Below are 24,515 nucleotides of genomic sequence, written 5' to 3' on the forward strand. Positions count from 1 at the left end.
CCATCACCTACTCTTTAAAAGCAACGCGTAGTATTTCTTCAGTTGTTGTTAACCCTTGCTTCACTTTTAATAATCCATCGTCGATCAAAAATATTGTTCCTTTTTTAATCGCATATTGACGAATACTGCTCATGTCTTCATTGTTCATAATTTTCTTACGGATGACATCATCCATCACGAGCACCTCTTGAAGAGCGATCCTTCCTTTATAGCCGGTCATATTACAGTTTCCACAGCCCTGTCCACGCGATATCTCTGAGATTGTGATGCCTCTTTTTTTGAATATCTCTTTCTCTCGCTCAGTTGCTGCTTCACGTTGAAGACAGTCTTTACACACACGTCGAACGAGACGCTGTGAAACGATTCCAGAGAGAGAAGCAGCTACAAGGAACGGCTCGACACCCATATCGATCAATCTTGCAATCGTTGCGATCGAATCGTTCGTATGAAGCGTGCTCAATACGAGGTGACCAGTAAGCGATGCTCGAACGGAGATTTCAGCCGTTTCAGCATCTCTAATTTCCCCCACCATCACGATGTCAGGGTCTTGCCTCAAGATCGATCTCAGTCCTTTAGCAAACGTCAGCCCAACGGCACCGTTCACTTGAACCTGATTAATTCCTTCTAACCGATATTCGACCGGATCTTCAACAGTGATGATATTCGTCTCTTCCTGATTCAAATGATTTAATGTCGCATATAGTGTTGATGATTTACCTGAACCAGTAGGGCCTGTGATTAAGATAATGCCATTCGGTTGCTCGATCATCTTTCGAAACCGCTTTTCGTTAATTGGATGAAAATCTAGCTTCCCCAATTGATTTAGCGTACTACTCATATCAAGAACACGTAGAACGATCTTTTCTCCATAAACGGTTGGCAAGGTGGATACACGGAGGTCGATCGGTTTATGGTTGATGTTGATTTTGATACGACCGTCCTGAGGCACTCTTGATTCCGTTATGTTGAGGTTTGCAATAATCTTTACCCTGGCAGTAAGAACATTTTGCATATGCTTTGGAAGGCTTCTTTCGGTTCGGAGGTGACCATCCACTCGATAGCGAATGAGCAATTTTGTTTCCTGTGGATCAAAGTGAATATCACTTGCTCTATTTTGTACTGCGAACTGGATGATTTGATTTACTAGTCGCACGACTGGAGAATCTTCGTCAGTTATTTGATCTTCCTCTCGTTCAGCTCGAGGCAAGTCGCTTAACAATTCATCCATTGAGTCGTCGATCTCATAATATTTGCTTATCGCTCGGTTGATATCATCTTTTGTTGCAATCGTTCGCTCGATCAAAAAGCCTGTGGAAAGTCTAAGATCGTCTACCGCGAAGAAGTCCATTGGGTCTGTCATTGCCACGTATAGTTTATCGTTTTCAATCTTTAATGGGATAAGGTTATATTTCTTAACGATATCTTTTGGAACGATGTCGATCACATTTGTTTCGATCGGATAATTGTATAAACTCACATGTGGGACGCCAAGTTGAAACTCGAGTACCTCGATGAGCTGCTGCTCTGTAAGGATTCCCTGTTCGATGAGTGCGTCACCTAGTTTCATACCTTTAGGCTTTTGAGAGAGAACCTCATCGATCTTCTCTCTCGTGATGAAGCGGGAATCAACAAGGAGATCACCTAGTCTTTTCTTTGTTTGTCTCATCAATCTCCCTCCCTCTTGTATTCTAATCCCTTCATTACTTCACCCTTTTCTTCATCCTCCTCTCCACTATTTTCTCCTGAACCATTGTTATCTGATGGCCCTGAGCTGTTATCACTTCCACTATCATTTTCGCTATTTGGTTCACCGCCGCTAGGCTCACCACTAGGTTCCTCACCATTACTAGGCTCGCCGCTTCCGTCCTGACTTCCGCTACCAGAAGGGTCAGTTTCTGAAGGCGTAGAAGGTTCAGGATATGCTCTGTTCTCAACTCGATGTACAGGAGGATAAAAATCTTCTAGTATCTTTTCAGATTTGATAACACGATCATCTTGATCAAGCGTTTCTCGATACGTTTTAATCAGAAGACCATTTTCTCCTTCTTCAACGATCGTTTTATTATTGCCACTTAAAGATGCAGAGTATTGAATGATCGTGTCAGGTGATAAAATGTCTTCTTCTACTTTTGGTCTAAACTGCAGTGGAAACGCAGGACCAGTTAATGTTGCGATCAGCGTATCTGTTTCCCAATCGAACCGAAGCGTGTAGCTTGTAGGATTAGGGTTATAAAAAACAAGGTCTCGATTTGAAACATTCACAGCCGCATTCACGCCTGGTTCCCCGTAGGTCGGTATGTTGAGCGTCGTATGCCTTTCAAGCACTTCAAAATTCGTATGAAGGATAATTTCAAAAATGGCTGAAGCAAACAAGTTGAGACTATCAGTTGCTTTATCCGTCACACCTACATTCGCTAACACTTGTTGTACTGAAAAGTTTTCTTCAGGTTTTATCGTCACTGAACCAATTTCTTCTACAAGACTTGGAACAAGAATTAATTCAGATGTGCCTTTCACTTCACTTTTGAAAATTTCCTCTACTTCACTCGTTACTGAATAATAGTTCGATAGATCGATCGGAATGTCATCACTTTCAAGTGTAGCTGCATAGCCGATTAGCACTTCCGTCAGCAGCTCCATGCTAAAATTCGCGGGATTTACTGCAAGCTCTTCCATTTTGGATTGCAGCAACTCTTGGTTGATCGAGACGTAAAGGGGTACATCACTAGATTCCGTTTGAGCAACCTCTTGTACGGTCTGATCGATTTGAAATTCCCAAATATCTCCTGTAAGTGGAACTGATTGGTCGTCATAGCGTAAAGAGAGTAATTGAGATGCTTTCCATTCCTCAGTCAATTCGGTCAATTTTGCGCTTGCTTCTTGAGGTTCTAGCCCTGACACTGACACACTACCGATCAATGCGTCCGGTGGCAACGTATCTTCTCCTAATGCTGCGTCATAAGTAAACGAGCCTAACAATGAAAAAGACGTAACAAATAGAGTTGAAAAGACGATTAGACCGGCAGTTTTCAGTAAACCCTTCTTCGTTTCAGAACTCATTTACTTCGCCCCTCTATCCTGATACATGCATCGACATTTCCACCACAACACCTACACCAGTTTCCTGCGCTTTTTCAATTTCCCCTCTCGTAAGAATGCTGCCTTCTTCAAACAAGAGTTCACCTGAAGGAGTATAGATATCTTTCAGCAACTTCTTACCTTCAAGAATTGCGATTTGCTTTTCTTTAAAGCCGTTGTCCTCTGCAGCAGGCAGCTCTTCCTTTTCCTTTGGAAGCTCTTCTTTAGGTTGCATTGAATAATCCTCAGATGAGTACGTCTTCTTCCCGTCGAGAAGTTCTTCAGGCTCTGTCACGATTTGATCGATTGCCTCTTCTGCAACGATCACAAGATCTTTTCCTAACGTAATCACATGCTCTGTTGATAAAAACTGTTCTGATTCGTTTGAATCGAACTGGAGACTGAGGATTCTCCCAGTATTGTCATCTATTAAATACTCGCTAACTTCTCCGTGAAACTGACCCTTCCTATTGATGATCTTCGTTCCAATAATACTGATTTTTTTCTTAACCAGTTCGTTTGCGATTGGGATTTCAGAAAGATCAAAGATCGACTTCTCTTCTTCGATCATAACTGCGTACTCTCCAACTCCAATGACTTTGCGGAATGGTACAGCTTTTACACTAACGTCCCAGTCTGGATGGTCAACTGTTAAGAAATCGATCGATTTATCAGCAGCATTTACAACGAGTGATTTAACATGCCCGATTTCCGAGCCACTTTCGATACTAATAATTGGGAGTCCTACGATTTGATTACTTTTCTTCATCCTTGATCACACACCTGTTTCATTTTTGTTTGTATAACGATTGTAAGTAATTTATTTCTTCAAGTAAGATTGGGTATTCACATCGTTGCTTCATATCGTCTAAAAGTTTATTTAGTTTCATCCATTCGTTTTCTTCAATAAGAAACTCTCTATATTCTGCTGCGACAGCAAAATAGATATCATCTGTTAAATGTGAACTTAGAAGCTGTTCCGTGACATCGATATAACCCTCTTTGTTTCCACTGTCTTTAAGAAATCTCGCTTGTTCTCGTAGTATTGTTACGATTTGCCCAGCAATTTCTTCCGAAGGATCTTCCACATCTTCATCCACAGTATCTGCTTCTTCAAAACCATTTACCGAACCCTTGAATTCTAGAATGCTTTCTTCTTCAGCATGAGCATGTTCAAGGGCTCCGTCTAAAGACTCTTCATCGCCTTCAAGCTCTTCAAAAGTCTCTGTTTTAATTATCCCTTCAAAGTCATCTTCTTGAGGGTTTTTCTCATCTTCAACTTCACCAACAACCTCTTCCTCTGAATCGAATTCGAAGAGATGCACACTATCTGAAGCTTCAGAATCATCACCAGAAGCTTTCTGATCTGTTCCATCTTGCTGCCTTTCAGATGTAGCGTCATTCTCCTCATCGCCTAAGGCAGATTCGAGTCTAAGTGAGAAATCGATACCTTCAATCTCTTCAACTTCCTCGTCGTTTTCTACTTCTTCACTATCAATAAGTAACTCTGATTCATCATCTATGTTTTCCAATGATTCGACTGCAGAGTGTGCCTCCTCCTCTGCAAAACCTTCTTCTGTTTCAAAGTCCTGCCATACATCAGATTCTACATCTAAGTCACGGTCCACTATATTAGACTGATCTAAGCTTTCTTCCTCTAGTAATTCGCTCTCTTCTAGTACGTGCTCTGAGTCAGCACCTTCAATGTCCTCAGGATCTTCAGATGTAGCAAAATCGATTTCTTCTAGAAAAAGGTCATCACTTTGTTCATCGACAACTTCTGACTCACTGTTTACTAGCTCCGTATCAGAATTTTTCTCTTCTACTACATCCAAGCGACTATAGTAGTCTTCTAATACTTCTTTATTTCCATCTGAAGAGATCAACAGATGATGCGCTTTCTTCCATAAGCCATACATGATGACCATCGCTACAAGAATAACTAGTATAATTGCCATTGGAAGTGGATAAATCGATTTAAACACGAGTAGAAGTAGACTTAATAGCGAGCCCATTCCCGCAACAACGTAACGTTGCGCACGTGTGATTCCTAGTGGTGTAACCATCAAAAGTAGTAAAAGCAAGCCTCCCCCAACTAAAGCCAACAAATAATCCACTGGCTCACCTCCTAAAATAAAAATATTATCAAAATCTAACATTAAAAAGAAATTTATGTAGTTTATTGTATAATAGTATTAAAGAATTGGAAACATTACTCTGATTAATTAATCATTTCTTTTATTGGGGGTATTTGGAAATTGCTTAATAACGATAACGGATTTACGTTAATAGAAGTTTTGGTTTCTCTGACACTGTTAACGTCTGTCGTACTAGTAGCTTCGTCTTTTTTTAACCAATCAAACACCATATCCTCCTACAACAATCAAAAGCTAGTAGCTGTAAATCTTGCACGAGCTACGCTCGAACGAATTCAGCTATCACCCGACACATACATAACTGATGGGCTAACGGGTGGTCCTTACAATTATCAAAAGTGTATAAACCGATCAAAACCATCGTGTGAAAACTATCAAGTTAAGATAAATAACCATGAATATGCGATCAATGTTTCTGTTTCACAGGATAAAAATGAACAAGAAATAGATTTAATTGACGTCCGCGTCGATGTTACTTTAGCTAAGAAGCCAACGATCGAAACTTCAGTAGAAGGGTACGTTAAACATGCTGCGATATCTCCGTAATACGAAAGGACTAACTCTCCCAGAACTTCTCATCACACTCGTTCTTGTATCCATCGTCTCGCTAGCAATTTATGCTTTTTTGTTTAATGGCCTTCATTCATATCAAAAGATCAGTGCCGAAGCAGCATTCCGTGATGAAGCTGATATCGTGATGACGTCATTCATCAATACGCTCTACCCAGTAAAAGAAAATGAAATTACATCGAGAAATTTCGACCCAGACAAAGAAACGTATCTCCTTACGATCAACAAGTCCACTACGATAGGTTTTAAGAATGGGAACGCCTTATTGAACGGAACTGCTTTAAACGCTTCTTCGTTTGATCTAGCTGGGTCGTCTATTGAAGAAACCTCTTCAGGTAATTTTCAAATCAGGATTACGATTAAAGATAAAACGACTGATCATGCTAAACCTTTAACACTCATAAGCGAAATAGGTCTTATTACGGAGGGAACAGATGAACCTTAAACAATTGTTTGAAGAACGTGGGTCAAGCCTTGTCCTAGTATTACTCGTCACATTGATTTTCACTGTTCTCGGTTTATCTCTACTTAGCGCAACAGTTAACGGAACGAAACGAACTGAACTTCGGGAAGACGATGTACAGGCAACGTTCGTAGCAGAGAAAGGAGTCGACGAACTCGTTCAGTCAATTCAAGCTGACCTTAGAGCTGGCCTCGGGTCAAGTGGACTACAGCAAGATGACTTTACAAGATTGATCGATCGAACGGTAAGAAATTATAAGGATCCAACAATCTTGGACCATGATACCGGTGAATCATCCGCAAAAATCACGAATGTATCAGCTACTTCTAATGTGCTAAGACGTCTAATCGAAGTCGAAAGTACAGGTACAGTAAACAACGAAGTGAAAACAGTCACGAAAACACTAGAAATTGGACCTGACTCATTCCCTGAAGTTTTAAAATATGCAATCGGAGCATACCAGCTTTGCTCAAGGGTTCAAGGCTGCGATGTTCAAGGTGAAGGGAATTTATTTCTACACGGTGCTGTAGACATAACTGGAGATTTACTCGTGGATGGTAATCTCATTACAACAGATCAGGGCTACGCCTATTACGGGCGAGATTATTGGATCGACACTTTTCTTCCTACTATCAAAAGTGTAACTGGCCCACCTAAAAAAGCAAAAATGGTCTTAGGCGGCTCAATTTATAAATTTATAAGTGAACCAAATTATAGCGATCATATAATAAATTCCAATTCCGATTTTAACAATAATAGATATACAAATGTTCAAGCTAAAAATGCTTTTTCAGGTGAGAATTATCCCATAATCGAGCAACGCGAACCAGTTCGAGATCCAATCGATATTAACGAAAGAAAAGATCTGTTTAAATACGATTTACAAGATAATACAATAAACGGAGAACTCATTACCCAAACTCCTTACACTGCTTACAATGAATCATTTTGGAACTATAATAAAGTTACTTATATAAGTAATGAAAACAAGCCGAACAGTAACGTCTATCCTTATTATTACCAAAGAGGTAAAAGAGATTTTTCAAAAGTATACTTTTCAGATAACAATACATTCAAACGGTTTAGTACACAAGGTGACCTTATTCTAACTGGAAATTCATCTTCTTTTAGTTCAACTTCCGTAAAAAACGGAGCTTATATAGGAAGTAACTTAACTATTGGTAATACCAGTTGGAATAGTACGAATAAAGAAAAGTTAAAAGTTAGTGGTATTTATTTTGTGGAAGATAACTTATCGATAAATAATGCCGATGTTGAATTCAATGCAATTATTTATGTTAAAGGTGATGTAAACATCAAATACTCTACATTGAAGGCATTAACCCAAAATGGTAATGACGGATCGTTAATTGTCTTCGCTGAAGGAGATGTTCATATCAGTAACAACTCTTTATATGAAGACACACCAAGTAACATAAGAGGCTTCTTTTATTCAGAAGGTGAATTCGAAATGTATGGTGTAGGGTCGAATGTTCACATTGATGGTGGTATTTCAGCGAGGAGAATCGTACTTAATGCGATCAAAGGTAAATCGAGGGTAACTAACCCTTTGAACACTCAATTTGTTCGATATGGAGACGGTTACTTCCAACTCCCAAGTTATCAACAAAACCAGCCTTCAAGACTTCAAATCTCATATAACCCAGATATCATTAAAACCTACTCAGATTTAAAGACGGAGGAACCGTATATCAAAGTTGTGAATGAACCAGTACCTATCGATCGTTCCAAAGATTGATAAGCAACCAAAAAGCCCGCAGCTTCAAATGAAGCTGCGGGCTTTTTTTATCCTACGACATAGCTTGCCACACGATTTCGCCCCTGTTGCTTCGCTCCCGTGTACATCGCACGGTCTGCGTTTCTAATTAGTGTTTGACCATCTTCTCCTTGATCTGGAGCAGAAGCGACGCCAATACTAGCAGTAATGTAGATGACCTGGCGATTCCCATTTTCCAAATCATTAAAAATTTCAAAAGGTTGGTCGGCGATAACGAACCTTAATTCTTCAGCAATCTGAAAGCTTTGTTCGTGTGAAGCATGATCGAGAAGAATGATAAATTCTTCTCCTCCAAACCGTGCCACCGTCCCTCTGTTCCCTATTTCTTCGACAAGTCGATCCGCAAGACCACACAAAACTTCATTTCCACTATGATGGCCAAACGTATCGTTTACTTTTTTGAAGTGATCAATATCTAAAAGGATAATGGAGAAAGGACTATGATCTTTTTCATAGGCTAGATACCTTTCATCTAGCAACTCTTCAAAGAACCGATAGTTGTACAAATTCGTTAACGGACACGTTTCACTTTTTCGCTTCGTTTCTTCATAGTTCTTTGCATTATCGATGGCAACAGCTAAATAGTTCGCTAGAATTTGCAACACGAGAATATGCTGCTTTTCATAGGATCGTACTTTATTAGAGGTGAGGGTAATGATGCCTACAACTTTTTTATTTCGCTTCATCGGCACTGAAATAATGGAGTTTGTTGAAAGAGGTATTACACCAGTCGTTAAACTCTTCCATTGAGATCGCTTGCTATACAAGCGACTTCTACCACTTCGCCAAACGATCGAACTTATTCCTTCTTGAGGAGACCTTTCTCCCGGGCCCTCTATAACCCCTACTCCCCGCTCGTATGTCTTGATGAGAGAAAGCCTTCTTACATTTTCAGCATCCATTACATAGGCGTGATCCACTTCGAACATGTCAGTCGTTTTTTCGAGGAATAAGTTCAGTATGTCATCCGTATCGAGTCGCTGGGTAATCTGCTGACCAATTTCACTTGTTTTATGAAGGAGGTCATTTACTTTTCGACTAGAGTAATACAACCTTAACATTAAAGAGATAAGGATGAATGGCACACCTACGAATAAAATGGCGATTGCACCAAGATATGTATGAAGCATATAAAGCAAGAAGCCAATTGGGAGCGTGACCGCAGTTGTGATCGCTTCCCAAACCATATCTTTTCCGAAAAAGGTCGTGTCTGCTTCTTTATACACAAACACTTTCAAGAAGTGAAGCAAGATTTGATTAACGAAGATTAAAGAGAACGTATACGCTAATGCAGGTAGTACCTGAAACATCGCATTACCTGAAAATTCTCCTACTGTCCCACCAAGGGCATAGAACAAACCACCCGAAATAAGGGAGATCATCATAAACATGAGCATATTGACAGGGTAACGATGGCTTTCTTTCTTCGTTATTCGCAAATTAAGCAGAAAGACCAGGATAGAAAGTTGAGTTAAGATCATTTCTACGAATAGACCATATCTTAAAAATACAGTGAGCGATATGCCCTGAATAAAGAAGATGTCGATCCCTTTTACATTGATCGGCATCATGGAGACAACTGCAAGGAGTGCGAACAGTGCTAATATATCTAACACGTTTCCTGATAAATCAGGGGGAAAGAAGGTATAAGTTGCAAAGATTAGTGTGGGCCAAAAGATTAACCAAGTGATCCACACTTTGACAGTCATACTTGCATTCAATTTCTTCCCCCTTCCATCTTCCGTCCTTTTGAAGAATAATTTTCCAATTCTGTAATTGTGTAAGTTTATAATAGCAAAAAATGAAGGAAAAGTCCTAGTATTTTGAATTTATTTCAAACTTTTTAGAAAACTTCTCACTTCTGAAATAAAGTAAAGAGATCCTGTTATTAAGACGAGGTCGTTTTTATCAGCTTTAGTCATGATAGCCTGTACCGCTGAGGTCCAATTCTCGTCATACGATTTTCTCGTAAACGAACACCTTTCATACAGCTGCCGAGCACTAACTGCTCGAGGGAAGTCGAACGTCGTAAACGTAATATCCTTCACAATAGGATAGAGGGGTTCCAACATCGATTCGATATCTTTGTCACCCACCGCACTAAACACTACGTATATTGAACCACCTTGATACCGCGTTTTAATCGTTTCAGCCAAACTAGCTACCCCTTCTGGGTTATGTGCTCCGTCGATCACGACGTCTGGGTTTTTAAGCATAAGCTCGAACCTTCCTGGCCATGCTGCTTTACTTAAACCTTGTTTGATCATCTCTTCTTCGATATGAAGGCCATAAAACACTCTCAAATATTCCATCGTCATCAGTGCGGCTGATGCATTCTTTACCTGATGGGATCCTTTCATCTCAATCTGGATATCCTCTAACGTTCGATATGGAGAATGAAATGTGAAGTGCTCTCCTTCATCTGTAGATGAAATCGCACTTACCTTAAACTCTTCGCCTAATTTATAGCTTTTGGAACTTTTCTTTTTCGCCGTTTCGACTAGTATCGATCGAACAAGCTCATTCTCAGCAGTAGTAATAAGAGGGACTCCTGGTTTGATGATTCCCGCTTTCTCAAACGTAATTTGTTCCAAGTCATTTCCAAGGATATGCATGTGATCGAATCCGACGTTCGTTATCACTGATACTAACGGGTGAATGACGTTTGTTGAATCTAAACGACCACCTAGTCCAACTTCCATCAACACGATATCAGGATATGAAACGCTACCAAAGTAAACTAAACTTATAAGAGTAATTACTTCAAATTCTGTAGGAGACCCTAGTGTAGTGTTCGATGTTTCCTCTACAATCGGATATACACGATTACATACCTCTACCAAATCACGTTCTGGAATAGGTGTTCCGTTCAAAGCAATACGTTCTGTGAACGATTCGATGTAAGGTGAAGTAAACGTGCCTACTTCATACCCTGATTCCTGCAGGATATGCCTCATGTACGTAACCGTTGAGCCTTTACCGTTGGTGCCTCCGACGTGAACAAACTTCAATCTCCTTTCAGGATGACCTAACTGTTCAAGCATCCACTCCATTCGTTCGAGCCCAGGTTTGATTCCGTGATTTAATAAGCTATGAATCCAGCTTACAGCTTCATCATATGTAGTGAACATCCTTTCTCTCACCTTTCTTCAAAAGAAGGCGAATCTCCTTTTTAGAGATTCGCCATACCTTTATTTTTTCAATTCGTTTATACGTGCTTCGACATTGCTTCTTCTTTCTAGATAGTCCTTCTCTTTCGCACGCTCTTCATCAACAACTTTTTCAGGTGCTTTGCTGATGAACTTCTCGTTAGCAAGTTTCTTTTGAACTCGCTCTACTTCCGAATCAAGCTTTTTCAACTCGCCTTTAAGACGCTCGATCTCTTCATCGATGTTGATCAAACCTTCTAACGGTAGGAATAACTCTGCTCCTGAAACGACTGCTGTCATCGACTTGTCAGGTGCTTGTAGGTCTGCAGAAATCGTTAGTGCTTCTGGGTTACAGAAACGTTCGATATACTGCTTATTCTTCTCAAGCTGCGCTTCAGCTTCAGCCGTTTTTGGCTTGATCTGCAATTCGATCGGTTTACTTGGTGCAACGTTCATTTCCGCACGGATGTTACGAACAGATCGAATGATCTCTGTAAGTAAAGCCATGTCTGCTGCTGCGTCTGGGAAGTGCAGGGCATCCTGCTTCACTGGCCAACTAGCGACAGTGATCGATTCTCCTTTAAGAGGAAGGTGCTGCCAAATTTCTTCAGTAAGGTAAGGCATAAATGGATGAAGCATACGCATCGTTTGATCTAACACGTAAGCTAAAACAGAACGAGTCGTCTTCTTCGCGGCTTCATCTTCACCATACAATGGCAGCTTCGCCATTTCGATATACCAGTCACATAGATCATCCCAGATAAAGTTGTAAAGGTATCTTCCAACTTCACCGAATTCATAGTTGTTGATCAATCTTGTTACTTGGTCAACCGTGTCGTTCAGTCGAGTTAAAATCCATTTATCAGCGGTTGATTTTTCGCCAGTAAGATCGAGCTCATCGTATTCCATGCCATCCATATTCATTAGGGCAAAACGAGAAGCGTTCCAAATCTTATTTGCAAAGTTCCAAGTCGACTCAACTTTTTCCCAGTAGAACCTTAGGTCATTTCCTGGTGAAGAACCAGTTGCAAGGAAGTAGCGAAGAGAGTCAGCACCATACTTCTCGATAACATCCATCGGATCTACTCCGTTACCAAGCGACTTACTCATCTTTCGTCCTTCAGAATCTCTTACAAGACCGTGAATCAATACATCGTTGAACGGACGCTGTTCAGTAAATTCGATGCCTTGGAAGATCATGCGAGCTACCCAGAAATAGATGATATCATAACCCGTTACAAGTACATTCGTAGGGTAATAGCGCTTGAAGTCTTCTGCTTCTTCATCAGGCCATCCCATTGTAGAGAAAGGCCATAGCGCTGAACTAAACCATGTATCAAGAACGTCTTCATCTTGATTCCAGTTCTCGATGTCTTTTGGTGCTTCATCACCAACATAGATTTCGCCTGTTTCTTTATGGTACCAAGCTGGGATACGGTGCCCCCACCACAATTGACGAGAAATACACCAGTCACGAATGTTTTCGATCCAATGAAGATACGTCTTCTCAAATCGTTCAGGTACGAAGTTTACTTTGTCCTCAGATTTCTGAAGATCGATCGCTTGTTTTGCAAGAGGTCCCATCTTAACGAACCATTGCGTTGAAAGATAAGGTTCTACAACTGCCCCGCTTCGCTCAGAGTGCCCTACAGAATGAACATGCTCTTCAATCTCAAAGAGTGTGCCTGCTTCTTGAAGGTCCTTAACGAGCTGCTTACGACATTCGAAGCGATCCATCCCTTTATATTTACCAGCATTATCGTTCATCGTACCGTCTTCGTTCATCACAAGAACGCGCTCTAAGTCATGACGATTTCCGATTTCAAAGTCGTTAGGATCATGTGCCGGAGTAATTTTTACTGCCCCAGATCCAAACTCCATATCAACATAATCATCAGCTACGATTTCGATCTCTCGTCCTACGATTGGAAGGATCGCCTTCTTACCAATAAGGTGCTTATATCGCTCATCTTCAGGGTGTACAGCAATTCCTGTATCTCCGAGCATCGTTTCTGGACGCGTCGTCGCAATTTCGATATGCCCTGAGCCATCTGAGAGTGGATAACGCATGTGATAAAAGTGTCCTGTTACTTCATGATGGATAACTTCAATATCTGAAAGGGCTGTTTTCGTCTGAGGATCCCAGTTGATAATGTATTCGCCTCTGTAGATGAGACCCTTCTCATATAATTTAACGAAGACTTCACGAACGGCGTTTGAAAGACCGTTATCAAGCGTGAAACGTTCACGAGAGTAATCAAGAGATAAGCCAAGCTTCGCCCATTGACTTCTGATAAAGTCTGCATATTCTTCTTTCCATTCCCATGACTTTTCAAGAAATTTTTCTCTTCCTAAATCATAGCGAGAAGTTCCCTCTTCGCGTAGTTTTCCTTCTACTTTTGCCTGAGTGGCAATACCAGCGTGGTCCATCCCCGGTAACCAAAGGACATCATAACCCTGCATTCGTTTAAAACGAGAGAGGATATCTTGAAGCGTTGTATCCCATGCATGCCCGAGGTGCAGCTTACCTGTTACGTTCGGTGGTGGAATAACAATCGTGTAAGGCGTTTTGTCCTTATCACCAGTTGCTTCAAAAAACTTCCCATCTACCCAATACGGGTACCATTTCTGCTCAGTTGCCTGTGGATCATACTTTGTCGGCATCGTTAGCTCTTTATTAGCCATTTCCATCCATCCTTTCCAATCAATAAGTCGATAGCAAACAAAAAAACTTCTCCCATCCTTAGTGAAAAGGACGAAAGAAGTTTCGCGGTACCACCTTTATTTACAGCTCCAGAAAAAAGAGAGAAGCTGTACGCTTCATTGAATAACGGATTCACCGGTCTCTCCTACTACGAGTTCAGAGAAACAGCTCCAGGGCGACTTCAAATGTTACGTTCCTAAGAAATCTCGCAGCGAATGATTTCTCTCTCTGAAGGGTTCACATTTTACTACTCCCTATCGTTGCCTGTCGACTATTTGTATTCATAAGTTTACCTGTTGTATAAAAAACCGTCAAGATACTATTAGCCCTTTTTACTATCATAACCACTTTCTTTTTTACTTAATCACCCAAACTACTGTCCAAACATAACCTGATTGTATCGAGAGTACTATGAAGGGGACCTATACATGAAAAAGCGATTTGGAGGACTCAACCGCTATCAGCTTCCACCGGCTTTTTACAAATTCAGAGACATACTGGCGCAATTCGTACCGCCTTTTATCTTCTTTCAGGCGATAAGAACGATTCTCTTTCCAACTTCAGTGGATGTGCTTATCTTGATTATCCTCGTAGCATTAGAAGTGTGTTTTTATTTTGAATGGATTTAAGCACGCATATTTTGTAGTGTCGTCGTAATTCCATTCATCACTTCTATTTTTTTGGTAAAATGACGGACATGCTTCATGTGTGACCAATTCCTCTGATTCGATAGAAAATGGGTCACACTGTTAAACAACGATTCAGGAAAATACAAATAACTTGCGAGCAAATCCTTTTCTTCTTCATGCAGAGCAAACTGACTTTCATAGTGAGAAATGTTTGAGACTAACGTATCTGGGTTGAATTGAAACGGTGGTACCGAAGCACGAATCATGTACGTAAGATCTCTCACTGGAGAGTCTACTACGGATTTTTCGAAGTTAAGGAAATATCCCTTTTCTCTCCCTACAACAAAATGAGAAGCTGAACACTTCCCATGACAGAGCACAGTTCTGTATCGTTTTGTTTCATTCGTTTGTTCAAACCAATAGTCTAGTCGTGACTTTGATAGGTCACAATTTTTCATGAGTTGATGAAAATGGGTCGCAACAGCCAATTCAAATGGAGAGAGATAGATGCGTTTTTCAATATCGTTAACGTACTTTTCCATTTCGAACTGACGACTTTCTCTGAGTATGACCATCTTTTCATAAAAATGCTTGATGGATTCTTCAGAAAAGGCATGATCCTTTACAGAATACCCATGTAATTCTGCTAGCCTTTGAATCATCTGAGACTCTTTTAATGAAGGATTAACACTTCCTTCTTCGATCCAATGAGATAAATACAGCACACGATCTTCTACCACTACAAACGTATCGCCATACTTTGTGTTGATCAATGGTACATATCCATTAAACTTTAATTCCCTGAAGTAGTTCTCTAGATACAGCATCCAATCCATTCGATCTCTTGTTAATCTTGTTTCTTTAAGTGCAAAAGTTCCTTGATTCGTTGTAACTTTCAATACTTTTCCATATCTTTCGTAGTGTTCAAGAGTCATGTCATACTGAAATAAAATTGCATTAAGATTATTCATAGGAGATTGTCCTCCTAGTAGAGAGCTTTAGAACTTCATATAGTTCCATCATCGTTTCCCATTCTTTCTTAAACCGGTTAAAGACCTCTACTTCATCCTCACAATCCTGCATCTCTCTAACACAGTCAATCCATTCCCATGGTGCTAGAAGTGTAAGTTTCACACGATCAACTAAATCACCTGAGATCGCATTGTGTAAACTTGCCCAACACGCTTTTCTATCTTCTTCCGTATAGGAGTCGGTAAGGAGTGCACGTCGGATTACTTGATGGGCAGGCTTTGGAAGGCTGTTACTCAAATCATAATAGTATTGTCCCATGACCATTTTCAACGCATTCCCGTCATAACATGTTGGATTCATGAGTAGTAATGACTTTCTTTGTTTCACTTTTGGAATATAGCGAACTAAAGAAGAATAAATTTCCTGGTTCTTATGCTTCAACTGTTGTAAGTTCTTAAGAGCCTCCTTATAAGGAAACTCTCCAAGGTTTACCTCATTGTAATAAGAAACCTCGCTTCCAACTTCAAGTAATGAGGCGATCAAAAAGCCAAGGAACTCTGGATCGTTGATTATTTCCGTTGACTCAATAACATCATGTATCGTAATAAATGAGCCTCCAAGTTGAACAAATGGAGCACCATCACGCGTACGTATCATCCGATTGCACATGATTCCTGATTTAGAAAAAAGACGGTCACGGAAGTTGAGATGATACTCAAGCAATTTCCGATCCCGCCAATACGTTACTTTCTTCAATCCAACATGTGTATGAAATGCAGATTCTTTATGATTCCAGTGCAAATCCTTAAATTCATACTGCTTTTTAACCACAGTCGTTATGTCCATTTGTACTACCCCTTTTCACACCTATTACCGGTTAACGGGGATGTATAGGATCTGTCCTTCTGTCACTTCTTCTTCATCAAGTCGATTCACTCGTGCTAGGTGACTCGGCAAAACTCTATAACGCTCCGCAATCTCTGTAAGGGAGTCGCCTGGTTGAATGATACACATCTTCATCTTTGAGAAGTTTTCTTCATCTTTAGTTAGCATGTTCGTTAAATACAAAGCATTTTCTTCACGAACCGGCTCTCTTTCTTCTACGGTTTCTTCTGAAGCCTCAGCATGTTCATTATACTCATCATACTCAGCTTCATAGTTACCCCTTTGTGCACTTTCCTCGTTATGGTTATAGTAACTCGATTCTGCATTTTGACCTGCCATTCTTGTTAATAAATCATAGTTTGTTTCATTGTTCATAGCTTCGTACTGCACTTCTGCAGGCTCTTCATCTGTTTGAGAAGCTTTCGCCCTCATGTCAACTTGAGGCGTCCGTTTACTTTGAGGAAACATAACAGGTTCTTCAGCTTCATCACTTACATATTTCACATCATTTTCCCAAACAGATTCGTCTGATGATCGCTCTTCTTCAAGTTCCACTTCATCATCGTATTCTACCTCTGAGTCATTTTCATAACTTTGATATCCTGCATCTCCTTGGATACCGCTGATCGATATATCTGCATTAAGCTGCAAACAATTCGTTTCGCATAACGTGTAGTCAAACGTATCTACCGTCACGAAAATATCTTCTAACTTACTGATCCTACTCGATGGAATTGTAATATCTACCGGAAAACGATGTCCGATCGTAGCCGTTCCATCCTCTCGAGTTTCTACTTCATGAACAGAGCGATAGACGGACGACTCATCATCGTGATCCTCATAATCCTCATACTCTCTTTGCAAATACTCACCTGATAAATACAAACACCCTTTAACTGCTACGTAATCCTCATATTCTTCAATGGAAATTTCAGGGTCTAGTGAGATCGATAAAACCTCTTCAACTTCCTGTCCTTTCTTTAACCATACCTGCTCCTCAACGGAGAAATGCAAATGTGAATCATTCTGCATGCTTTCTCCTCCTTTCGAACATTATCCATACATTACACGTTTATGAATTGGATTTAAGAATATGTCTAAAACATCGAAATTGCACGCTATCTGTACAAGAACATAAAAAAACCTGTTAGGGATGCCCCTAACAGGTTTGGTATTATTTTAGTTTAGAGAAAGCCGCTTCTGCAGCTGCAATCGTTTGATCGATATCGCTATCTGTATGTGCAGTAGAAAGGAAGAGACCTTCAAATTGAGATGGAGGAATCGACACGCCTTGGTCAAGCATCTCTTTAAAATACTTAGTAAAGTATTCTAGGTTTGAAGATGAAGCAGTTTCAAAGTTCACAACATCTTCATCTGTGAAGAAAAATCCAACCATCGATCCAGCACGGTTTACAGTATGAGGGATGTTGTACTTCTCAGCCGCTTTTGAAAGTCCTTCTCCTAGTCGTTCAGCTTTTCGTTCAAAATCTTTGTAGCTATCAGGTGTTAGCTGCGATAGCGTTTCATAGCCGGCTGTCATCGCAAGTGGATTACCACTCAATGTACCAGCCTGGTAAATCGGTCCACTCGGAGCGACCTGATCCATAATTTCTTTCTTACCACCATAAGCCCCTACAGGAAGTCCTCCACCGATCACTTTTCCAAGGCAAGTGAGATCAGGTGTAACCCCGTAATAACCTTGTGCACAGTTATATCCAACACGGAATCCAGTCATAACTTCATCAAAGATAAGAACAGTACCGTTTTCTTCTGTAATGGTACGAAGTTCTTCTAAAAATCCAGCATGAGGTGGAACAACGCCCATGTTACCTGCAACTGGCTCAATGATTACTCCCGCTATATCATCACCAAATTCTTTAAATGCATATCGGACACTTTCAAGATCATTATATGGAACAGTAATCGTGTTCTTTGCAATTCCTTCAGGAACTCCTGGGCTATCTGGGAGTCCGAGAGTAGCAACACCAGAACCAGCTTTGATCAATAGAGAATCGCCATGTCCATGGTAACACCCTTCAAACTTAAGGATTTTGTTACGTCCTGTATATCCCCTAGCAAGTCGAAGCGCACTCATCGTTGCTTCAGTTCCAGAGTTCACCATACGAACGCTTTCGATTGAAGGAACGCGCTCTACTACTAGCTCTGCTAACTTTGTTTCATACGTGCTCGGAGCACCAAAGCTAGTACCAAGCTCCGTTACTTCCTTCAAGCTATTCACTACCTTTTCATCAGCATGTCCAAGGATGAGGGGGCCATAAGATAAGACGTAATCGATGTATTCATTTTTATCGATATCATATATCTTCGACCCTTTTCCTCTTTCCATAAAAATAGGATCAAGTCCAACTGATTTAAAAGCTCTCACAGGACTATTCACCCCGCCTGGCATCACTTTAGTAGCTTCCTGAAACGCTTCTTTGGAACGATCATAATTTCCCATAAAAGATACTCCTCTCTCTTCTTATTTATCTAACCAGCGTGCTGCGTCTTTTGCGAAATACGTAATGATAAGGTCAGCGCCCGCTCGCTTCATACTCGTTAATTTTTCTAAGACAACTTCTTCTTCATTCAACCACCCATTTTGGCTAGCTGCTTTTATCATTGAATATTCCCCACTTACGTTATAAGCAACCATTGGAAGAGGGAAACGATCCTTTAACTCTCGGATGATATCAAGGTATGAAAGGGCTGGTTTTACCATCAAGAAATCAGCGCCTTCTTCGATGTCACTTTCAGCTTCTCTGATCGCATCGAGTCGGTTTGCTGGATCCATTTGATACGTTTTTCGATCACCAAACTGTGGTGAGCTATGTGCAGCGTCGCGGAAAGGTCCGTAAAACGCAGAAGAAAACTTCACCGCATAGCTCATTACTGGAACATCAACGTATCCAGCTTCATCTAGTCCTTTGCGTATCGCTCCAACAAACCCGTCCATCATGTTAGAAGGTGCGATGATATCTGCGCCAGCTTGTGCTTGAGAAACAGCAGTCTTCGTTAATAGTTCTAGTGATTGATCATTAAGGACATAACCATCTTCAATCACGCCACAGTGACCATGGTCTGTATACTGACATAAGCAAGTATCTGCAATAACCGTTAGCTCGGGAAACTCTTCTTTGATTTGCTTGATCGCGCGTTGTACGATCCCAGTTTCACAGTAAGCTTCTGATCCAACGGCATCTTTATGATTTGGTACACCAAACACAATAACAGATTGAATACCTAACTCAACTACTTCTTTAATCTCCGCATTCAGGTGGTCTAAAGAATAATGAAACACACCTGGCATCGAAGGCACTTCTCTCTTCACATCATTTTCTTCAACAGCGAAGACAGGATAAATTAAATCTTCTTTATGTAAAAACGTTTCCCGAACCATGGCTCTCATCGATTCAGATCTTCTTAAGCGACGATGACGTCGAAAATTATCAGCGTTCATTAGTATCCTCCCTATTTTCAAAGTAATGCTCTAAACTTTGTAACAATCCTTCGATCGTATATTCATTCGGAACAACATCTGCTTTCAATCCGTATGATCGAAGCGTTTTATCTGTTATAGGTCCAATTACTCCTATCGTGATTCCTTTCAAACTCTCTTGCAAATCTTTTGTATGAAGCAGTTCAACAAAATGATGAACGGTGGAAGATGATGTGAACGTTATGACATCGAGCTCCCTCTTACTAATAGCCTCTACTAAAGGGACTTGAGATTCCTCTGGAACAACCGTTTCATAAATTGTCAGATCGGTTACATTGAATCCGAGCTTCTTTAATTGCTGAGGCAAAACCTTTCGACTCAAGTTCCCTCTTGGTAACAGGATAGTCTCTTCAGGTTTACCCTCTCTAGAAAGCGCTGAGATCAATCCTTCTGCCGTATAATCTTCTGGAAGTAGGTCGATTGCAACATGATGTTTTTTAAGTTCTTTTGCTGTCTTACTGCCGACTGCAGCCACTTTACTCTTTGTTGGTAGGGAGGCTTCTTGAAAAAAGAAGCGAACTCCATTCGAACTTGTAAAAACCACCCACTCATAGCCTGAGACATCCAATGAATGTAGCGCGTGTAAGCGTGGTTTAAACGCAATGAGGGGAATTTCTACTGAAACTCCCCCATGCTTCTCAACTAACCTCGAAAATGTAGCTGCCTGCCCCCGAGCTCTCGTGACTAATACACGTTTCCCTGAGAGCGGTGAAATCATTGATCGAGTTCTTCCTTCACACGATCTAATATCTCTTTAGCACCTTGCTCCTTCATCCTATTCGCAAGTGTGACTCCTACTTGTTTGAAATCAGAACCTGTTTCCATTTCTTTGATGACGACAGAACCATCAGGCTCGCCTACAAGTCCAGTTAATGAAATGGTTCCATCTTTTAATACCGCATGGCCAGCGATAGGTACTTGACAGCCACCTTCTAACGTATGAAGGTAAGCTCTCTCTGCCAATACAGTCTGCGTTGTATGCTCATCGTTAAGTTTTTCAAGAAGAGCTAGTAACTCATCATCACTTTCCCTGCATTCAATCGAAAGCGCTCCTTGTCCCACCGCAGGTACGCATAGATCAGCATCTAGGTATTCAGTGACGATCTCTTTTGACCACCCCATACGATGAAGTCCTGCTGCCGCTAAGACGATCGCATCGTAGTCTTCTTCTTCAAGTTTACGTAAGCGAGTGTCGATGTTTCCTCGGATCCACTTGATTTCTACATCAGGTCGAATCGCTTTTAATTGTGCGCCACGTCTAAGGCTGCTCGTACCGATGATAGCTCCTTCAGGAAGCTCTCGGAACAGTTGCTTCGATTGAGAGATAAGAACATCTCGGAAATCTTCACGCTCAGGTATACACCCGATCGTTAATCCTTCTGGCAAGACGGACGGCATGTCTTTCATGCTGTGCACAGCCATGTCGATTTCTCCCTTTAACATCGCATCCTCAATTTCTTTAACGAAGAGGCCCTTTCCACCAACTTTGGATAAGGTAACATCGAGGATTTTATCTCCTTTAGTAACGATCTCTTTAATTTCAAAATCAACTTCAGGATTGATTTCTTTTAATTTGCTAATCACCCATTTTGTCTGTGTGATCGCTAGCTTACTCCTACGTGATCCAACAACTATCTTCCTCATGGTTTATCCCCCAAACTTTGGTTGTGTTACTCATTAGCTATACCAGAAATGAAATTGTGAAAATGCCCCTGATAAGAATACGTTGATCAAGACGACTACAAATGCGCCAACGTTCCAAAGTGCAAGGGATTTTCCCTCAATGTCTCTGGCCACTTTTTGATATAAATACATGCTGTATGCAATAAGTACGATGAATGAAACGATTACCTTCGTATCCAATAAACTAAACTGATCTACTTTCAGGTTCGCCCAAACGATACCTAAGATCAAACTCAATAATAATAGCGGTACACCTAGAACAGTACATAAATACGAAAGCTTTTCTAACTGTGATAAATCACCAAAACGCCATAGTCTTTTACTCAACTTCTTCTCTTTCAACATTTGATAGAGAATTAAGTACATGACTGAGAAAATAAATGAAAGAGAAAAAGCGCCGTAAGAAATGAATGCCATGGTGATATGTATGACAGAGAGCTCAGACATGAGCTGTTCTGTTAGCATACTTGAAGCTTGTTCTCTCGTTGCAAATAAGTTGATGGTCATCAAGATGAAACCGAGTACATTTGCAAAGAACACAAAAAAGTCGACTCGGAAAAACCAATTGATCAATAAGGATAATGAAACGATCACCCAAGTATAAAAAAATAACCCCTCAAAAGGTGTCAAAATTGGAAATCCGCCGATTGCAATGATTTGTGTTACGAGAAAAGTTGATTGCAAAACCCACACAATAGAAAGCAACCAGAAGGCAATATGATTTGCCTTCCGGTTGTTTTGCAAGAAGTCAATAAAATACCCCAATACACTTAGTGCGTAAAGAGAAATGGTTAAATCATAAAGCCAGCTGACGTTCGTCACAACTCATGTCTCCTCTCCTAGGAGCGCACTTCTGATGCTCTTAATAAGGCTGAGTAATCAAAGGTTTCTTGCTTTCTTTTTTCTTCGTTTTCTTGTACGCGTTGCTTATGGAGTTCTCTTTCGATTTCTTCTTCAATCGCAAAGATCTTAGTGAAGATCTCGAGAGACTCTTCTGCGTTTGGTTCTCCAGCCATCTCTTTCACTCGAACGATAGGATCTCGTAAAAGTTGGTTAACAATACTCTTCGTATGCTTACTGAGAACTTTCTTTTCACGATCGGAAAGATCCGGAAGCTTCCGTTCAATACTCTTCATCGTTTCAGCTTGAATTGAGAGCGCCTTTGAGCGTAAAGCTGAAATCATCGGCACAACTCCAAGTGTGTTCAACCACTCTCTAAACTGTACAAGATCTTCTTCGATCATCAGTTCAATCTTTTCAGCTTCTTTCTCTCTTTCAGCAATATTCGACTCTACGATTCCTTCAAGGTCATCGATGTCATACAAAAATACTGAATCCATGCTGTTCAATGCAGGGTCAAGATCTCGTGGAACCGCGATATCTACCATGAACAGAGGACGTCCTCTTCTCTTTTTCAATACAGGTTTTACGTTGTCTTCAGTTAACACGTAATTAGAAGATCCTGTTGAACTGATCAGAATATCTGCATCAGATAAAGCTGTATGAATATCATCCATCGAACGTGCTTGTCCCATGAATTGTGAAGCAAGCTCAGATGCTTTCTCAAGAGTACGGTTTACGACGGTTACTTGACTTACGCCGTTACTCTTTAAATGCTTGGCTGTCAATTCCCCCATCTTTCCGGCGCCTAGAATAACTACATGCTTGTTATCGAGCCCACCGAAGATCTTTTTAGCAAGTTCAACTGCTGCGTAACTGACAGAAACAGCATTTTCCCCAATTTCTGTTTCAGAGTGAGCGCGTTTCGCTAGTGTGATGGCTTGCTTGAAAAGCTGATTGAATATCGTACCTGTAGTCTGTGATTCCTGCGCTAGTAGGAAAGCACTTCTCACTTGTCCAAGAATCTGTGTTTCTCCTACAACAAGTGAATCAAGACCTGCCGCAACGCGGTAAAGATGCTCTGTCGCTGCATCGTTTTCTCGAATTTCTAGATAAGGTCTAAATTCATCTTTTTCAATACCGAACCATTCGGATAGGAAAGCTTTTGAATAATATCTCCCTGTATGAAGCTGATCAGCTACTACGTAAAGCTCAGTACGGTTACACGTAGAAAGAATGACGGCTTCTAGAATACTTTTAGAGTGACGCAACTTATTTAAAGCTTCAGGTAAAGTGTCTTCCTGAAACGAAAGTTTCTCTCGTATTTCAACAGGGGCTGTTTTGTGGTTCAACCCTACGACCAGGATGTGCATCGTTCCACCCCCAAATATTGTTAACCCGGAACATGTTCTTATACTATCAGTCACTATTATTTTAACATGTGACAAAAATCACAGAGTTTCAAATTGTGAACAGACTTTGAAACAAGATGTGATATGATGTAAAAAAAGTATCTAAACGTTATTATAAGTAGTCATACCACTAATAATGTACCAGAAAACGCAAAGTTTAGCAAAGAACGTGCAATTCTGACAATAGGAGGCTCATTTCTTGAAACGACAAAGTGTTTTTCCAGGTGTTCTATTTATTGGAATCGGTCTATATTTTCTTGTCCAAACTCTGAGTTTGCCGATCTCTGAACAAATTACAAGCTGGCAGATTATTCTGATCCTAATCGGTGTTGCGATGATCATTCAAGGTTTGATATCAAAAGAAGGAGCGTTGTTATTCCCTGGTGTGCTTATATTAGGTCTCGGCGTTCACTTCTACTTCGTGAATAAACTCGCTCTGTGGCCTAATACATGGGGGATGTACTCATTAATATTAAGTGTGGCTTACCTTGCTACATACTACAAAACGAAAAAATCTGGTTTGATACCAGGGTTACTACTATTAGCCTTATCTATTATCGAGCTGCTTTACACAGGTTTTCAACTTTGGCTCGCATCGACCTTTTCGTTCGTTGGGCAATTCTGGCCTTTAGCCTTAATTCTTATAGGGGTTTACTTAGTAGTCAAAAAGAAGTAAG

21 protein-coding genes and 1 other annotated feature are annotated in these 24,515 nt (G+C 40.6%); of the genes, 5 read left to right on the forward strand and 16 right to left on the reverse strand.

All coding sequences use genetic code 11. The features are described from left to right. Nucleotides 1-7: 7 nt before the first annotated feature. The 4 genes from ACXAHI_RS06650 to ACXAHI_RS06665 are packed head-to-tail and all read right to left on the reverse strand — an operon-like array spanning nt 8 to nt 5,195. The gene (locus tag ACXAHI_RS06650) at nt 8-1,666 is read right to left on the reverse strand and encodes a GspE/PulE family protein (protein WP_474846860.1); all 1,659 of its coding nucleotides are present in this window, start codon (nt 1,664-1,666) and stop codon (nt 8-10) included. After that, nucleotides 1,666-3,060, reverse strand: coding sequence for a VanW family protein (locus ACXAHI_RS06655; RefSeq protein WP_474846862.1), 1,395 nt, complete (start codon nt 3,058-3,060; stop codon nt 1,666-1,668). The genes ACXAHI_RS06650 and ACXAHI_RS06655 overlap by 1 nt, the downstream gene beginning before the upstream one ends. A 13-nt stretch (nt 3,061-3,073) precedes the next feature. Beyond that, nucleotides 3,074-3,847: a PRC-barrel domain-containing protein gene (locus ACXAHI_RS06660; RefSeq protein WP_474846864.1), complete on the reverse strand. Its 774-nt coding sequence runs from the start codon at nt 3,845-3,847 to the stop codon at nt 3,074-3,076. Between the two features lie 19 nt (nt 3,848-3,866). Continuing rightward, on the reverse strand, nt 3,867-5,195 hold the full coding sequence (locus tag ACXAHI_RS06665) for a hypothetical protein (RefSeq protein WP_474846866.1): 1,329 nt from the start codon (nt 5,193-5,195) through the stop codon (nt 3,867-3,869). A gap of 141 nt (nt 5,196-5,336) precedes the next feature. On the opposite strand from ACXAHI_RS06665, the gene ACXAHI_RS06670 reads away from it, so the two are divergent. Genes ACXAHI_RS06670 through ACXAHI_RS06680 form a run of 3 tightly spaced genes read left to right on the forward strand, consistent with a single transcriptional unit; the run spans nt 5,337 to nt 8,026 of the window. Then, on the forward strand, nt 5,337-5,780 hold the full coding sequence (locus ACXAHI_RS06670; RefSeq protein ID WP_474846868.1) for a type IV pilus modification PilV family protein: 444 nt from the start codon (nt 5,337-5,339) through the stop codon (nt 5,778-5,780). Beyond that, entirely contained in the window at nt 5,761-6,249 is a 489-nt protein-coding gene (locus ACXAHI_RS06675) for a PilW family protein (RefSeq protein WP_474846870.1), read from the forward strand. Before ACXAHI_RS06670 ends, ACXAHI_RS06675 begins: the two co-directional genes overlap by 20 nt. Beyond that, complete coding sequence (locus tag ACXAHI_RS06680; RefSeq protein WP_474846872.1) at nt 6,239-8,026, forward strand: hypothetical protein; 1,788 nt, start codon at nt 6,239-6,241, stop codon at nt 8,024-8,026. Before ACXAHI_RS06675 ends, ACXAHI_RS06680 begins: the two co-directional genes overlap by 11 nt. A gap of 47 nt (nt 8,027-8,073) precedes the next feature. On the opposite strand, the gene ACXAHI_RS06685 is transcribed toward ACXAHI_RS06680, so the two are convergent. The 3 genes from ACXAHI_RS06685 to ACXAHI_RS06695 form a co-directional block, all read right to left on the reverse strand. Further along, nucleotides 8,074-9,786 carry a sensor domain-containing diguanylate cyclase gene (locus ACXAHI_RS06685; RefSeq protein ID WP_474846873.1) on the reverse strand — a complete coding sequence of 571 codons (1,713 nt, stop codon included), beginning with the start codon at nt 9,784-9,786 and terminating at the stop codon, nt 8,074-8,076. A gap of 108 nt (nt 9,787-9,894) precedes the next feature. After that, the gene (locus ACXAHI_RS06690) at nt 9,895-11,196 is read right to left on the reverse strand and encodes a bifunctional folylpolyglutamate synthase/dihydrofolate synthase (RefSeq protein ID WP_474846874.1); all 1,302 of its coding nucleotides are present in this window, start codon (nt 11,194-11,196) and stop codon (nt 9,895-9,897) included. A gap of 60 nt (nt 11,197-11,256) precedes the next feature. Next, nucleotides 11,257-13,899, reverse strand: a complete 2,643-nt coding sequence (locus tag ACXAHI_RS06695) for a valine--tRNA ligase (protein WP_474846875.1) — start codon at nt 13,897-13,899, stop codon at nt 11,257-11,259. Between the two features lie 63 nt (nt 13,900-13,962). Further along, nucleotides 13,963-14,188: a binding site (T-box leader), on the reverse strand. A 158-nt stretch (nt 14,189-14,346) separates the two neighbouring features. Here ACXAHI_RS06695 and ACXAHI_RS06700 point away from each other — a divergent pair. Beyond that, the gene (locus ACXAHI_RS06700; protein ID WP_270179471.1) at nt 14,347-14,547 is read left to right on the forward strand and encodes a hypothetical protein; all 201 of its coding nucleotides are present in this window, start codon (nt 14,347-14,349) and stop codon (nt 14,545-14,547) included. On the opposite strand, the gene ACXAHI_RS06705 is transcribed toward ACXAHI_RS06700, so the two are convergent. The 9 genes from ACXAHI_RS06705 to hemA form a co-directional block, all read right to left on the reverse strand. Next, nucleotides 14,544-15,518 (reverse strand): hypothetical protein, encoded by a 975-nt coding sequence (locus tag ACXAHI_RS06705; protein ID WP_474846876.1) that lies wholly within the window; start codon nt 15,516-15,518, stop codon nt 14,544-14,546. The two genes, ACXAHI_RS06700 and ACXAHI_RS06705, sit on opposite strands and share 4 nt — an antisense overlap. Further along, the gene (locus ACXAHI_RS06710; RefSeq protein WP_474846877.1) at nt 15,511-16,365 is read right to left on the reverse strand and encodes a hypothetical protein; all 855 of its coding nucleotides are present in this window, start codon (nt 16,363-16,365) and stop codon (nt 15,511-15,513) included. The genes ACXAHI_RS06705 and ACXAHI_RS06710 overlap by 8 nt, the downstream gene beginning before the upstream one ends. 24 nt (nt 16,366-16,389) lie before the next feature. After that, nucleotides 16,390-17,436: a stage VI sporulation protein D gene (gene spoVID, locus ACXAHI_RS06715; protein ID WP_474846878.1), complete on the reverse strand. Its 1,047-nt coding sequence runs from the start codon at nt 17,434-17,436 to the stop codon at nt 16,390-16,392. A gap of 142 nt (nt 17,437-17,578) precedes the next feature. Further along, nucleotides 17,579-18,865, reverse strand: a complete 1,287-nt coding sequence (gene hemL / locus ACXAHI_RS06720) for a glutamate-1-semialdehyde 2,1-aminomutase (RefSeq protein WP_474846879.1) — start codon at nt 18,863-18,865, stop codon at nt 17,579-17,581. A gap of 21 nt (nt 18,866-18,886) precedes the next feature. Then, complete coding sequence (hemB, locus tag ACXAHI_RS06725) at nt 18,887-19,864, reverse strand: porphobilinogen synthase (protein ID WP_474846880.1); 978 nt, start codon at nt 19,862-19,864, stop codon at nt 18,887-18,889. Next, nucleotides 19,854-20,621 carry a uroporphyrinogen-III synthase gene (locus ACXAHI_RS06730; RefSeq protein WP_474846881.1) on the reverse strand — a complete coding sequence of 256 codons (768 nt, stop codon included), beginning with the start codon at nt 20,619-20,621 and terminating at the stop codon, nt 19,854-19,856. Before ACXAHI_RS06730 ends, hemB begins: the two co-directional genes overlap by 11 nt. Further along, nucleotides 20,618-21,547 carry a hydroxymethylbilane synthase gene (gene hemC / locus ACXAHI_RS06735; RefSeq protein ID WP_474846882.1) on the reverse strand — a complete coding sequence of 310 codons (930 nt, stop codon included), beginning with the start codon at nt 21,545-21,547 and terminating at the stop codon, nt 20,618-20,620. Before hemC ends, ACXAHI_RS06730 begins: the two co-directional genes overlap by 4 nt. Nucleotides 21,548-21,580: 33 nt before the next feature. Next, nucleotides 21,581-22,408 (reverse strand): cytochrome c biogenesis protein, encoded by an 828-nt coding sequence (locus ACXAHI_RS06740; protein ID WP_474846883.1) that lies wholly within the window; start codon nt 22,406-22,408, stop codon nt 21,581-21,583. Nucleotides 22,409-22,425: 17 nt separating this feature from the next. After that, nucleotides 22,426-23,799 (reverse strand): glutamyl-tRNA reductase, encoded by a 1,374-nt coding sequence (hemA, locus tag ACXAHI_RS06745; RefSeq protein WP_474846884.1) that lies wholly within the window; start codon nt 23,797-23,799, stop codon nt 22,426-22,428. 238 nt (nt 23,800-24,037) lie between these two features. Between hemA and ACXAHI_RS06750 the strand changes: the two genes are divergently transcribed. Further along, nucleotides 24,038-24,514: a LiaI-LiaF-like domain-containing protein gene (locus ACXAHI_RS06750; RefSeq protein ID WP_270179481.1), complete on the forward strand. Its 477-nt coding sequence runs from the start codon at nt 24,038-24,040 to the stop codon at nt 24,512-24,514. Nucleotide 24,515: the final 1 nt, after the last annotated feature.

This window comes from Anaerobacillus sp. ABD4_527 (assembly GCF_056160805.1).